This window comes from Pseudaeromonas sharmana (assembly GCF_042649925.1).
GTDB classification, from domain to species: Bacteria; Pseudomonadota; Gammaproteobacteria; order Enterobacterales; family Aeromonadaceae; genus Pseudaeromonas; species Pseudaeromonas sharmana.
This window is the reverse complement of sequence record NZ_JBHSAF010000001.1, coordinates 47,349-60,994: the sequence shown is the minus strand read 5'-3', so window position 1 is coordinate 60,994 and position 13,646 is coordinate 47,349. Positions and strand designations below refer to the sequence as shown.

Below are 13,646 nucleotides of genomic sequence, written 5' to 3'. Positions count from 1 at the left end.
CGACTCCCTGTTGTACGCAAATCGGATAGAAGAAAGCCGGCTCAGGGTAACGGCAGGTCGCGTTGCAGGCAAGTCTGAGACGAATTTGGCCCGGCGACGCCGTTACATCGGCACGGCCTTGGCATGCCAGAAACCAACAGGGCAGCCCTCGGCTGCCCTGTTTTGCTTGGATGCCAATCGCATCAGGCCGCCTGATCGCCCAGCAATACCGACTCGAGCGCGATGACAATCATGTCGTTGAACGTCAACTGACGCTCTTCGGAGGTCGTCTGCTCGTGGCGCTTGATGTGATCGGAGACGGTACAGATGGTCAGCGCACGGGCACCGAACTCGGCCGCCACGCCATAGATGCCAGCCGCCTCCATCTCGACCCCCAGGATCCCGTATTTGTCCATCACATCGAACATGGTGGCATCCGGGTTATAGAACAGGTCGGCAGAGAACAGGTTCCCCACCTTGACCTCAATGCCCTTGGCCTTGGCGGCATCCACTGCATGGCGCACCAGCTCGAAATCGGCAATTGCCGCAAAATCATGATCACGAAAACGCATGCGGTTGACCTTGGAGTCGGTGCAGGCCCCCATGCCGATCACCACATCGCGCAGTTTGACATCATCTCGCACCGCACCGCACGAGCCGACGCGGATCAGCGTCTTGACACCGTATTCGGTCACCAGCTCCTTGGCATAGATGGAGCAGGAGGGGATACCCATGCCATGACCCATCACAGAGACACGGCGCCCCTTGTAAGTACCGGTATAGCCGTACATGTTGCGCACGTCGGTCACCAATTCGGCGCCCTCAAGGAAGGTCTCGGCGATGTACTTGGCGCGGAGCGGATCGCCCGGCATCAAAACAACATCAGCAAAGGCACCGTCTTTGGCATTGATATGGGGTGTGGCCATTTTGTGTTTCCTTATTGGTTCCTGTAGCACTGGTCTTATGATGGCCGCGCGGGCAGAGCGCGGCCAGATTTTTATCGTCGTCTTAGCGATCCCAGATCGCGCGGCCATACTCGAGCGCCGGCAGGCCGTGGTAGGCCGCTATGCTCTGGCCGATATCGGCAAAGGTATCGAACGCGCCCAGCGAGCCGGCTTGGACCATGGCGCCAAAAAACAGCGCTGGCACATGCTCACGGGTGTGGTCCGTGCCCGGCCAGGTCGGATCACAACCGTGGTCGGCCGTCACCACCACCAGATCCCCCGGTTGCAGCGCTGCCAAGAACACCGGCAGACGCTGGTCGAAGAACTCCAGCGCCGCAGCGTAGCCCGCAACATCACGTCTGTGGCCATAGCTGGAGTCAAAGTCGACAAAGTTGGTGAAGACGATACTCTGGTCCGGCGCCGCCGCCTGTTGCGCCATCGTCGCCTGCCACAGCGCATCCAGACCTGTCGCCTTGACCTTCTGCGTCACACCGCAACCGGCATAGATATCAGAAATTTTGCCGATGGCGATCACCTCCCCACCCGCCGCCTTCATGCGATCCAGCAGCGTCGGCATCGGCGGCTCGACCGCATAATCGTGGCGGTTACCGGTGCGGGCAAATTCCCCCGGACGACTGCCAACGAACGGCCGGGCAATCACCCGTCCGATGTTGTAACCACCGGCGTTAAGTTCGGCTCGCGCCAGTTCACACAACGCATACAGCCGTTCGAGGCCGAAGGTCTCCTCATGGCAGGCGATCTGGAATACCGAGTCGGCCGAGGTATAAAAAATCGGCTTGCCGGTGCGCATGTGCTCCTCACCCAGCTCGTCGAGAATCACGGTACCCGACGAGTGGCAGTTGCCGAGATACCCGGGTAACTGCGCCTTGGCAACCAGCGTGTCGAGCAAGGCCTGCGGAAAGCTGTTTTCGCGAGCGCTGAAATAGCCCCAGTCAAACAGCACCGGGGAGCCCGCCATCTCCCAGTGACCCGACGGCGTATCCTTGCCGGAGGAGAGCTCACGGGCATGGGCATAGGCCGCCTGCGGCACCACACTGGCATCCAGGCCGGCAGGAAAGCTGCCGGTCGCCTCGGCACAGGCATGCGCCAGGCCGAGCCGGGTCAGGTTCGGGATGGACAGGGCGCCATGACGCCCGCTATCGGCACGGCCCGCGGCACACTCAGCGGCAATGTGCCCCAGCGTATTGGCGCCACTATCGCCGAAACGGTCAGCATCCGGCGTGGCACCGATGCCAAGAGAGTCCATCATCAGAATAAAGGTTCGTTTCATTACACGCTCCTTACTGCATGCAGATAGGCGGCCGCGGCCACCCACCATCAATTCTTGTCAATATCGGTCGCACCGATACGACAGTACACCTCGGGTTGCGCCTCGGGCGCCGTCTCATCCAGACGGATAGCCTGCTGCAACGCCCCAACGGCCGTCAGATAATCCGACTCGCTGCGGGCATGCACCCAGGCCAGCGGCTGGCCGGCCGCAATCTGTTGTCCGATCCGGCAGAACTGACTGAAGCCGACGCGGTAATCGATGGCATCACCGGCGCGCCGGCGACCGCCCCCCATCGCCACGATGGCCATGCCAATGGCGCGGGTATCCATCGCCGCGACATAACCACTGCGCTCACTCAAGATCGGGCGCACCAGCGGGGCCTGCGGCAGGTAGACCTCATGGCGTTCGACAAAGTCGGCCGGGCCACCCAGCGCCAGCACCATGCGCGCGAAGCGATCGGCTGCCGCCCCGCTGTCGAGCGCGGCTTGCAAGCGCTGACGCGCCTCGGCCTCATGCTGCGCCAAGCCGGCGGCCACCAGCAGATCGCTGCTGAGCGCCATCGTCACCTCGTGCAGCCTTGGGTTGCGCTCGGCCCCGGTCAGGTAGCGCACCGCTTCACGCACCTCCAGGCCATTACCGGCGCTCGAGGCCAGCGGCTGGTTCATGTCCGTCAACAGCGCGGCGGTGCGGCAACCGGCGCCGTTGGCGACGGCAACGATGCTGCGTGCCAGCTCGGCCGAGCGCTCGGCCGTCGGCATAAAGGCACCACTGCCAACTTTGACATCCATCACCAGCGCCTGCAGTCCGGCCGCCAGCTTCTTCGACAGAATGGAGGCGGTGATCAGTGGAATCGACTCGACGGTGGCCGTCACATCGCGCGTGGCATAGAAGCGCTTGTCGGCCGGAGCCAGCTCGCCAGTCTGACCTATGATGGCGACACCGACCGACTGCACGGTACGATGAAACAGTGTCAGCTCCGGAGCGGTGCGGTAGCCGGGGATGGCATCCAGCTTGTCCAGCGTGCCGCCGGTATGCCCGAGGCCGCGCCCGGAGATCATCGGCACCACACCACCACAGGCGGCCACCATGGGGCCCAGCATCAGGGACGTGACATCCCCGACGCCACCGGTAGAGTGCTTGTCGACAATCGGGCCATTGAGACCCAGCGGCGTCCAGTCGAGGACACAACCGGAGTCACGCATGGCGCAGGTCAGCGCAATGCGCTCTGCCATCGTCATGTCGTTGAAATAGATCGCCATCGCCAGCGCGGCGATCTGCCCCTCGCTGACGCTGTTGTCAGCGATGCCACGGACGAAGCTCTGGATCTCGGCGTCGCTGAGGACCTGGCCATCGCGTTTCTTGCGAATAATCTCTTGCGCCAGAAACATATCGCGTCTCCTGCCTGCGGCTCAGTAACCACTGCCGGTGACCGGTGCCGGACCATGGCCCAGCGTTGCCAGCAGGCTGGCCAACAGACTGGAGGCGCCGAAACGGAACGTGCGTGGAGTGACCCAATCATCCCCCAGGATCGAGGCGGCCAGATCCAGATATTCAGCCGCCTGTTCGGCATTCTTCACGCCACCGGCCGGCTTGAAGCCGACACGGCTATCGGTGGCCTTGATCACCTCCAGCATGATGCGCGCCGCTTCCAGGGTGGCATTCACCGGCACCTTGCCTGTGGAGGTCTTGATAAAGTCGGCACCGGCGGCAATCGCCAGCTCGGAGGCGCGGCGGATCAGGGCCTCACTCTGCAGTTCACCGGTCTCGATGATCACCTTGAGCAGCACCGCATCGCCACATGCCGCCTTGCACTGCCGCACCAGCTCGGAACCCACTGTTTCATTGCCGGACATCAAGGCCCGGTACGGGAATACGACGTCGACCTCGTCGGCACCGTAAGCCACCGCGGCACGGGTCTCGGCCACGGCGATCTCGATATCGTCATTGCCATGGGGGAAGTTGGTCACGGTGGCAATGCGCACCTGTTCGGCACCGATCTCGCGCAGCGTCTTGCGGGCAATCGGGATAAAGCGCGGATAGATGCAGATTGCGGCGGTCAAGCCGGCCGGGCTCTTGGCCTGATGACACAGCGCAATCACACGGGCATCGGTATCGTCATCGTTCAGGGTCGTCAGGTCCATCAGGTTCAAGGCACGCAGGGCCGCTTGCTGGATATCGCTCATCAGTTGCTCCATAGCTCTATTGAGAGTCAAATCATGACCCTTTCGGGTCGCCTCGTTACCTGCCGCCGGGGGATCCGCAAGCCCGCGGGCAGAAGATGCAGAGTGTGTTCCGCAACGAGCACTCGCAACCGGCGGCTGCGGGCCTCAGGGACGACCTCCTGTCATCCCGGTCTTTATCATCAAAACAGTCTGGCCACATAACTCCAGGCCTGAGCACCGAGATATACCCCGACTATGCCCATCACCCCTGACAGCACAGGCGGCGCCGGGATCGGCAACTTCAGTGCTGCAAACAGCACCCCCACCAGGGCGCCCACACCCATCGACAACAACACTTCGTTCATTCCTCACCTCGGGCTCATTGGGGCCGCGCAAACGCTTTTCAGCCCCGTAAAAACATCAACGCCACGGTGCTAACCGTGGCGCTGGCCACGCCGTAAAACGGCAGTGACATCCTGATGGTGAACAGCATAAAACCGGTGGCGATGCGCTGCTGAGAAGGCAAACGCTTTTGCGCAACAAGCCGCTAATCCAAGCGTCAACGCTGCGCCAGCTCTGGCAATTATAGCGGTCCGACAACACGACGATAAGACAAAATCCTGAATCAAATACAAACGGAGAGCCCGACACCCGTTGGAAAACGTTTATCCTGCCAGGTGCGGCACTGGCGAACCCTGTGGGTCAGATGCATGGCTCAACCGCGGAAACAGCCGCAACACATTGCATGCAATCTGCTCGGCCAAATGCTGTGGCTCCTCTCCGCGCAACGCACCGAGTTCGGCCAATACATTCACCACCCGCTCCGGGGTATTCCGTTGCCCCTGATAGCCGGCGAGCGGCATCGTCGGACCATCGGTTTCCAGAATCAGCCATTGCGCCGGCAGTGCGGCCACGGCGCGCCGCGTCTTCTGCGCCCGCGGGTAGGTGATCACACCACCGATGCCCAGCGCAAACCCCAGTTCGATGAATTGCTCGGCCTGCTGCAACGAACCGGAAAACGCATGCAGCACGCCGCCGGCAGGAGGCCGGACCCGGCGCAGAAGCCCCAGCAACGGCTCATGCCCTCCCCGGCTGTGCAGGATCAACGGCAAGCGATGCTGACATGCCAGGGCGACCTGCGCCTGCAGGTAGTGCCATTGCAGATCCATCGCCACCGTCACCTTGCTGTCGAGTCCACATTCGCCGATCGCCACCAGCCCGGGCGGCAAGCGCTCAAGCCAGTCGGCCAGCTGCTGCAGTGACGCGTCCGATTCCTCGGCCAAAAACCAGGGATGTAAGCCGAGTGCGTAGAACAAGCCGGGATGCTGCAAATGCAGGCGGGTCAACCATGGCCAGGCCGACGCGCTCACAGCCGGCACGATCCAGCGGCCAACGCCGGCAGCGCGGCTGGCCATCAGTACCGCGGACAAATCTGCGGCATACTCCTGCAAATCAAGGTGAACATGGGTATCGGTCAGCACGGGTCCTCCTCTGCAGCCACCTCATTCAGGCTAACCGCAGTGCGCGCGACTGTCAGCCCACCGTCGCCTCTTCGCGCGGCAAAAGAGCAAAAAAGCGGGCCCCGCGGGGCCCGAACAGCAGCTAACAATGTCATTTCGACTTGAAAACTAGAGCATGACGCCGACGATCACCGCCGACAGCAGGCTGACCAGCGTCGAGCCGTACACCAGGCGCAGGCCGAAGCGGGAAACCATGTTGCCCTTGGCCGGGTTCAGCGCCTTGACCGCACCGGCGATGATGCCGATGGAGCTGAAGTTGGCAAAGGAGACCAGGAACACCGACAGCATGCCCAGCGTACGCGCTGACAAACCGGCGCTGACCTTGCCCAGATCCATCATGGCAACAAACTCGTTGGTCACCAGCTTGGTGGCCATGATGCTGCCAGCCTGCATCGCTTCGGCGGCGGGAATGCCCAGCACCCAGGCCAACGGGTAGAACAGATAACCCATCACGGTCTGGAAGTTCATGCCAAACAGCGCCGTAAACAGGTAGTTGATCAGGGCGATCAGACTGATGAAGCCGATCAGCATGGCACCGACGATCACCGCAACGCTGAACCCGGCCATGATGTATTCGCCCAGCATTTCGAAGAAGTTCTCGCGTGCCGGCGTATGGTGCTGGTCGCCCTCGGCCAGGGCCTCGGCGTCCTTGGCATCCAATTCCGGCTTCTGCAGGGTCACGCTGTCATCCGGCTGATAGGGGTTCAGGATGTTAAGCACGATAAAGGTGCTGAACATGTTGAGCACCAGCGCGGCAACCACGTAACGCGGCTCAATCATCTGCATGTAGGCCCCGACGATCGACATCGACACGGTGGACATCGCGGTGGCGGCCAGCGTGTACATCTGCTTCTCGTTGAGGTGCGGCAGTATGTTCTTGATGGCAATGAAATTCTCGGACTGGCCGACAATCATCGAGCTCACCGCGTTGAACGACTCCAGCTTGCCCATGCCGTTAATGCGCGCCAGCACACTGCCGATACCACGGATGATCAGCGGCAACAGACGCACATATTGCAAGATACCAATCAGCACCGAGATAAAGACAATCGGCATCAGTACTTTGAGGAAGAACGAGAACTGGCCGTCATTGAGCAAGCCACCAAACACGAAGTCGGTGCCCTGGCCGGCAAACTCCAGCAATTTGCCAAACCCATCGGCAAAACCGCCGACAATCGCCAACCCGACTTGCGAATTGAGCATGAACCAGGCGAGCGCCAGTTCAACGACCAGCAGTTGCAGCACGTAGCGAACCTTGACGCTACGCCATGACTTGATATTACCCAGCAGGGCCAGACCGAACACCAGCGCCAGGCCAAGAACAAAGTGTAAATAGACCATATGTGTAACCTGTTATTTGCAGGAGGGAATTGATGCGGCCAATAGTAGTATTCACCGGTCAAAAAAAGCGGCGCATTGTCACATTAATTACTCGTTTTTTCACCACTTTCCCGGAGAAACGTTTTTATTTTCAAGGAATGAGATCTGAAAAAAACAAAACCTTTTAAAACAATGAGATAAAAACGTTTTTCTGTGCTCGATGCAAATGGAAACCCGAGAGACACACTTCGAAACAAATAAAAACGATTGCGCGACTTAATTAAAGATTTATAAATGGATGCATTTGAAAATATATTTAACTGACGCTGAACAATCCGCATTTATATTCAAATCAACATGTAAAACGTTTTTATTATTTGCGTGGTGCGAGTAATTGAAAATAGATATCCGTTCCTCCAATATCACAGCGGCGCCCACGAAAAAGCGGCCCGCAGGCCGCCTTATCCAACGAGATACCGATCTCAGTGCTCACGCGTCTTGTGGAACACCACATCCGGGTGACGCTCCATCGTCAGGTTCAGGTTGACCATGGTGGGCGCGATATAGGTGAGGTTATCGCCACCATCCAGCGCCAGGTTCAACGCACACTTGCGTTCGAACTCGTCGAGCTTCTTCGGATCCTTGCATTCCACCCAACGGGCGGTGCTGACGTTGATCGGCTCGTACAGCGCCTCGACACCGTACTCGCTCTTCAGCCGCGAGACCACGACATCAAACTGCAGCACCCCGACCGCACCGACGATCAGATCGTTGTTCTCGATCGGCCGGAACACCTGCACCGCGCCCTCTTCGGAGAGCTGTACCAAGCCTTTGAGCAGTTGTTTCTGTTTCAGCGGATCCCGCAGGCGAATGCGGCGGAACAGCTCGGGAGCAAAGTTCGGGATGCCGGTGAAACGCATGTTTTCACCCTGGGTAAAGGTGTCACCGATCTGGATGGTACCGTGGTTGTGCAGACCTATGATGTCGCCCGGATAGGCCTCTTCGGCCTGTTCGCGATCCCCGGCCATGAAGGTCACCGCATCGGAGATGTTCACGTCCTTGCCGAGGCGCACATGGCGCATCTTCATGCCCTTCTCATACTTGCCGGAGACCACGCGCATGAAGGCGATGCGGTCGCGGTGCTTGGGATCCATGTTTGCCTGGATCTTGAACACGAAGCCGGAAAACTTCTCTTCAGTAGCCGCGACGGTCCGGCTGTCGGTGGTGCGCGGCATCGGCGACGGCGCCCATTCGGTCAGGCCATCGAGCATATGATCGACGCCGAAGTTGCCTAACGCGGTACCGAAGAACACCGGCGTCATCTCGCCGTTACGGAACGCCTCCAGATCGAACTGATGGGAGGCGCCCTGCACCAGCTCCAGCTCCTCACGCAACTGGCCAATCAGATCCTCGCCCACCGCCTGATCCAGCGCCGGATTATCCAGCCCCTTGATGATGCGCTTCTCCTGGATGGTGTGCCCCTGGCCGGACTGATACAGATAAATCTCGTCCTTGTACAGGTGGTACACCCCCTTGAACAACTTGCCGCAGCCAATCGGCCAGGTAATGGGGGCGCAGAGGATCTTCAGTTCGTTCTCGACTTCGTCCAGCAACTCCATCGGATCGCGGATTTCACGGTCCAGCTTGTTCATGAACGTCAGGATCGGCGTGTCGCGCAGACGGGTGACCTCCATCAGCTTGCGGGTCCGGTCTTCAACCCCCTTGGCCGCATCGATGACCATCAGACAGCAGTCGACCGCCGTCAGCGTACGATAGGTATCTTCGGAGAAGTCTTCGTGGCCCGGGGTATCCAGCAGGTTAACCAGGCAGTCGTTATAGGGGAACTGCATCACCGAGGTGGTGACCGAGATGCCCCGCTCCTTTTCCATCTCCATCCAGTCCGACTTGGCATGCTGGCCCGAGCCGCGGCCCTTGACGGTTCCGGCGCGCTGGATGGCGTTTCCGAACAGCAGCACCTTCTCGGTGATGGTGGTCTTACCCGCATCGGGGTGCGAAATGATGGCGAAGGTGCGGCGCTTGCCGACCTCGTTCAGGAACTCAGACATGAAACCGTCCCGTAAACTGGCTATGACTCAAGGAATTTGGCCGCGGATTATAAACCCAAGGGCAGTTTTTGCCCAAGTAAATGACGCGCTTCGCCACCGGCAGAAACCTGCTACCATGCTGACAGAGCCTCTCGACGACCGATGGCAGGGCAGAATGACAACAAGGCACTGGTTTCACATCGCTCTACTCGCTCTGGGCTGCCTGCTGGATAATGCGGCCCAGGCGGCGTTGCGCATCGGTGTCAGTTTTGCCATTCCCCCCTATGTGATTGCCGACGAAGATCGCGGCATCGAGATCGAGCTGTTACGCGCCGCGCTGGTCGACTCCCCTGAACCCCTGCAGGTGCTCTATCTGCCATTGGCCCGTAGTTTCCAGATGCTGGAGAGCGGTGAGCTGGACGGTATGCTGAACCTGCGCCCAGGCATGGTAGACGGCGTACACTACAGCCAGCCGGTGCTGACCTTTCGCAACATGGTGATCACCAGCGAGACGCGCTGGCCGGCCGGCAGCCTGCAACGGCTAACGGATCTTCGCCAGCTCAAAATATTGGCGTTCCAGCGGGCAAGAGAGATCCTGGGCCGTGATTTTACCTCTGCCGTCGCGGCCGCCCCCTATTACGCCGAGACAGCCAAACAATCACTGCAAGTCCGGCAACTGCTGCGCGGCCGTATCGATGCCGTCGTCATGGAGCGCCGCATCTTTGATTATTATCTGCATGACGCGGCCAGCAGTGGTCAGTATCTGAGTCATGAGGTGAACCAACGCTTCGTCAAGCATGACCTGTTCCCGCCCACGGACTACTGTTTTGCTTTTCGTAGCCAAAGCATACGCGATCGTTTCAACCGCAATTTGGCCCGGCTGCGCGCGAATGGCGAATTTGCCCGCATCCTGGCCCGTTACGGCGTGAGTGAATGACCTGCCGCTGCCGGAATCATCCTGGCTGCCGGCTCGGGGCTGAGTCAAGCAGCATGCTCCAGACCGTCAGGCCATGCCTGCGACGAACGGACGGAGCATAAATCACGACAGCAGCCGCAGCGCCCTCAGAGCCAGCCCCCGGCCGACGTTTGACCCGCAACGGCTAGCACCCGATTCACTATCTGATTACCGCGACCGACGCTGGCGCCGGTGATACCCCAGTCCTACGGCAGCCGCCAGCACGCCGGAGAGGGCGGCCGCCCCCAATGCCCAGCGCGGGCCCCATGCGTTGGCAACATGTCCCAACAACGGCGCGCCAAGCGGCGTGCAACCCATCAGGATCGCCATGCGGATGGCCATCACGCGGCCACGCAATTCGGCGGCCGTGGTCAACTGCATCAGACTGTTACTGGCATTATTGAATGTCACCGCCGCCATCCCGACCGGAACCAGTGCAAGTGCAAACCAGCCATAACCCGGTGCCAGGGCAGCCAATAGACAGCAGCCACCAAAGCAAGCCGCCGAGATGATCAACTGGGAAAAACTCAAGCGTTCTCGCCCCGCCGCCAGCAGGGCGCCCGTTACCGTGCCTAACGCCATGACGGAGGAGAGCAAGCCAAAGCCGCTGGCATCGGTATCGAAGGCCAGCACCGCCATCGTCGAGATGAAGATCGGGAAGTTGAGGCCGAAGGTGCCGATCAAAAACAGCATCATCGACATGGCCCGCAGATCCTCGCGCCGCCAGACCAGTTGAAATCCCTCCAGCAGCCCGCCGTGCCGGCGCGAGGCGCGAGCCTGAACATACAGTTGCGACGGATTCAACGCCCAGAGTGACAGCAGCACAGCGATAAACGACAGGCCGTTACAGATAAACGCCCAGCCAGTGCCCAATGAGGCGATCACCATCCCCGCCACGGCAGGCCCAATCAGACGCGCCAGATTGAACGAGGTCGAGTTGAGGGAAACGGCATTCGGTAGCTCGGCCGCAGCGACCAATTCACCGACAAAAATCTGCCGGGCTGGCGCATCAAATGCGCTGGCACAACCCAGCAACAGGGCGAACAGATAGACCTGCCACAGTTCTACCCAGCCGCCAAGGGTCAGTATCCCCAACCCGAGTGCCAGCAGCCCGGAGAGTGCCTGAGTCCACATCAGCAGCGAACGCAATGGCACGCGGTCGGCCATCAGCCCGGTCCAGGGTAACAACAGCAACTGAGGGCCAAATTGCAGGGCCATCACAATACCGACCGCAGCGGCATCGTTGTCGGTCAGTTGCGTCAGCACCAGCCAGTCCTGCGCCGCACGCTGCATCCAGGTGCCGATATTCGACACCAGGGCGCCTAGCGCCCAAATACGATAATTGGTGGTCTGTAGCGAACGAAACATGCTCGACCAGGGTGTACCGGCCACGGGTTACTCCCGAAACACAACGACTGTGCGCAGAGTAAACCGCCAAATGTCCCCGCTGTCGAGCTTCACCACGCCACAAACAAATACGCCCGGCTAGTCGGCCGGGCGCCTGGTTCACGTCAAGACGCGTTACAACACCTCAGCAAGATTTCCCTTGGTTTCGAGCCACTCGCGACGATCGGCAGAACGCTTCTTCGCCAGCAGCATGTCCATCATTTGCAACGTGCTCTCGGTCTCATCCAGCGTCAGTTGCACCAACCGGCGCGTGTTCGGATCCATGGTGGTCTCGCGCAGCTGTTTGGGGTTCATCTCACCCAGGCCTTTAAAGCGAGTGACCTGCGGTGTTCCGCGCTTCTTCTCGGCTCGCAGCCGCTCCAGCACCCCCTCCTTCTCGCTTTCGTCGAGGGCATAGTAAACCTCCTTACCCAGGTCGATACGATACAGCGGCGGCATGGCCACATAGACATGACCGCGCTCCACCAGCGGCCGGAAGTGACGCATGAAGAGCGCACACAGCAGGGTGGCGATGTGCAATCCGTCAGAGTCGGCGTCAGCAAGAATGCAGACCTTGCCGTAACGCAGATCGGAAAGATCGTCAGAGTCCGGATCCAGGCCGATGGCAATCGAGATGTTATGCACTTCATCGGAGGCCAACACCTCCGACGCATCGACCTCCCAGGTATTCAGGATCTTGCCACGCAGCGGCATGATGGCCTGAAACTCCCGGTCCCGAGCCTGCTTGGCGCTGCCCCCTGCCGAGTCCCCTTCGACGAGGAACAACTCGCCTTGCATCGGATCGGAACAGGCACAATCCGTCAATTTGCCTGGCAGTGCCGGGCCCTGGGTGACCTTTTTACGCACCACCGTTTTGGCCGCACGCAAACGCCGCTGGGCACTGCTGATGCACAATTCGGCAATCTGGGTGCCGGCATCGATATTGGCGTTCAGCCACAAGCTGAAGGCATCTTTGACAACACCGGAGACAAACGCCGCACACTGCCGAGACGACAGCCGCTCCTTGGTCTGACCGGCGAATTGCGGATCCTGGATCTTGACCGACAGAATGTAGGCACAGCGATCCCAGATGTCCTCCGGGGTCAGTTTGACGCCGCGCGGTAACAGATTGCGCAATTCGCAGAACTCGCGCATCGCATCCAGCAATCCCTGGCGCAAGCCATTGACATGGGTGCCGCCCTGAATCGTCGGGATCAGGTTAACGTACGACTCAGAAAGGCTCTCCCCCCCCTCCGGCAACCAGCACAATGCCCAGTCGACTGCCGAATGTTCAGCGCTGAGACTGCCGGTAAACGGGGCGTCAGGCAGCGTCACCACCTCTTTGAGGGTGTCCGTCAGGTAATCGCGTAGACCATCTTGATAACACCACTCCTGCTGCTCGCCACTTTGCTTGTCCGTAAAGCTGATCGTCAGGCCTGGGCAGAGCACGGCCTTGGCCTTCAACAGGTGCACCAGGCGGCTGACAGCAAATTTGGGCGAATCGAAATAACTGGCATCCGGCCAGAAACGCACTCGCGTCCCGGTCGTCCGCCGGCCGCAGGTGCCGGTTATTGCCAACTCGCTGGCCTTGTCGCCATTCTCGAATGCCATCTCGTACACCTGGCCGTCACGTTTCACCGTGACCTCGACCCGGGTCGACAACGCATTGACCACCGAGATGCCCACCCCGTGCAGCCCACCAGAGAACTGATAGTTTTTGCCGGAGAATTTACCGCCCGCATGCAGCTTGCAGAAGATCAGCTCAATGGCCGGCACCCCCTCTTCCGGGTGGATATCGACTGGCATGCCTCGACCATCATCAATGACTTCAAGGGACTGATCGTCATGCAAGATGACCTGAATGCTGCGCGCATGCCCGGCCAGCGCTTCGTCGACACTGTTGTCGATGACTTCTTGTCCCAAATGGTTCGGACGGCTGGTGTCGGTATACATGCCGGGACGACGACGCACGGGTTCGAGGCCCTTGAGGACCTCAATGGCATCTGCCTGATAGTTGCTGCTGCTCATGTCGGGGCTTCTGCTG

The 13,646-nt window shown here is 60.1% G+C and carries 11 protein-coding genes; 1 reads left to right on the top strand and 10 read right to left on the bottom strand.

The window, feature by feature from the left end:
* Positions 1-182 precede the first annotated feature (182 nt).
* From deoD to prfC, 8 genes are all read right to left on the bottom strand, one after another.
* Complete coding sequence (gene deoD, locus ACFOSS_RS00295) at positions 183-905, bottom strand: purine-nucleoside phosphorylase (RefSeq protein ID WP_377149717.1); 723 nt, start codon at positions 903-905, stop codon at positions 183-185.
* Between the two features lie 82 nt (positions 906-987).
* Complete coding sequence (locus ACFOSS_RS00290) at positions 988-2,214, bottom strand: phosphopentomutase (protein ID WP_377149715.1); 1,227 nt, start codon at positions 2,212-2,214, stop codon at positions 988-990.
* Between the two features lie 47 nt (positions 2,215-2,261).
* Positions 2,262-3,602, bottom strand: coding sequence for a thymidine phosphorylase (gene deoA, locus ACFOSS_RS00285; RefSeq protein ID WP_377149713.1), 1,341 nt, complete (start codon positions 3,600-3,602; stop codon positions 2,262-2,264).
* A gap of 21 nt (positions 3,603-3,623) precedes the next feature.
* On the bottom strand, positions 3,624-4,397 hold the full coding sequence (gene deoC, locus ACFOSS_RS00280; RefSeq protein ID WP_377149711.1) for a deoxyribose-phosphate aldolase: 774 nt from the start codon (positions 4,395-4,397) through the stop codon (positions 3,624-3,626).
* A gap of 179 nt (positions 4,398-4,576) precedes the next feature.
* Positions 4,577-4,741: a XapX domain-containing protein gene (locus ACFOSS_RS00275; protein WP_377149709.1), complete on the bottom strand. Its 165-nt coding sequence runs from the start codon at positions 4,739-4,741 to the stop codon at positions 4,577-4,579.
* 300 nt (positions 4,742-5,041) lie between these two features.
* Complete coding sequence (locus ACFOSS_RS00270) at positions 5,042-5,857, bottom strand: TatD family hydrolase (RefSeq protein WP_377149707.1); 816 nt, start codon at positions 5,855-5,857, stop codon at positions 5,042-5,044.
* 147 nt (positions 5,858-6,004) lie between these two features.
* A complete protein-coding gene (locus ACFOSS_RS00265; protein ID WP_377149705.1) occupies positions 6,005-7,237 on the bottom strand; it encodes a NupC/NupG family nucleoside CNT transporter in 1,233 nt (410 codons plus the stop codon).
* Positions 7,238-7,698: 461 nt separating this feature from the next.
* Positions 7,699-9,282, bottom strand: a complete 1,584-nt coding sequence (gene prfC / locus ACFOSS_RS00260; protein WP_377149700.1) for a peptide chain release factor 3 — start codon at positions 9,280-9,282, stop codon at positions 7,699-7,701.
* Between the two features lie 154 nt (positions 9,283-9,436).
* Between prfC and ACFOSS_RS00255 the strand changes: the two genes are divergently transcribed.
* The gene (locus ACFOSS_RS00255; RefSeq protein WP_377149698.1) at positions 9,437-10,198 is read left to right on the top strand and encodes a substrate-binding periplasmic protein; all 762 of its coding nucleotides are present in this window, start codon (positions 9,437-9,439) and stop codon (positions 10,196-10,198) included.
* Between the two features lie 186 nt (positions 10,199-10,384).
* On the opposite strand, the gene ACFOSS_RS00250 is transcribed toward ACFOSS_RS00255, so the two are convergent.
* Positions 10,385-11,608: an MFS transporter gene (locus ACFOSS_RS00250; RefSeq protein WP_377149696.1), complete on the bottom strand. Its 1,224-nt coding sequence runs from the start codon at positions 11,606-11,608 to the stop codon at positions 10,385-10,387.
* 129 nt (positions 11,609-11,737) lie between these two features.
* Positions 11,738-13,630: a DNA topoisomerase IV subunit B gene (parE, locus tag ACFOSS_RS00245; RefSeq protein WP_377149694.1), complete on the bottom strand. Its 1,893-nt coding sequence runs from the start codon at positions 13,628-13,630 to the stop codon at positions 11,738-11,740.
* Between the last annotated feature and the right edge of the window lie 16 nt (positions 13,631-13,646).

What these genes read in the sequence shown, in the direction of transcription:
- prfC (WP_377149700.1), bottom strand. Translation starts at nt 9,282, where the DNA reads ATGTCTGAGTTCCTGAACGAGGTCGGCAAGCGCCGCACCTTCGCCATC.
- parE (WP_377149694.1), bottom strand. Translation starts at nt 13,630, where the DNA reads ATGAGCAGCAGCAACTATCAGGCAGATGCCATTGAGGTCCTCAAGGGC.
- ACFOSS_RS00290 (WP_377149715.1), bottom strand. Translation starts at nt 2,214, where the DNA reads ATGAAACGAACCTTTATTCTGATGATGGACTCTCTTGGCATCGGTGCC.
- ACFOSS_RS00255 (WP_377149698.1), top strand. Translation starts at nt 9,437, where the DNA reads ATGACAACAAGGCACTGGTTTCACATCGCTCTACTCGCTCTGGGCTGC.
- ACFOSS_RS00265 (WP_377149705.1), bottom strand. Translation starts at nt 7,237, where the DNA reads ATGGTCTATTTACACTTTGTTCTTGGCCTGGCGCTGGTGTTCGGTCTG.
- deoC (WP_377149711.1), bottom strand. Translation starts at nt 4,397, where the DNA reads ATGAGCGATATCCAGCAAGCGGCCCTGCGTGCCTTGAACCTGATGGAC.
- ACFOSS_RS00275 (WP_377149709.1), bottom strand. Translation starts at nt 4,741, where the DNA reads ATGAACGAAGTGTTGTTGTCGATGGGTGTGGGCGCCCTGGTGGGGGTG.
- deoD (WP_377149717.1), bottom strand. Translation starts at nt 905, where the DNA reads ATGGCCACACCCCATATCAATGCCAAAGACGGTGCCTTTGCTGATGTT.
- deoA (WP_377149713.1), bottom strand. Translation starts at nt 3,602, where the DNA reads ATGTTTCTGGCGCAAGAGATTATTCGCAAGAAACGCGATGGCCAGGTC.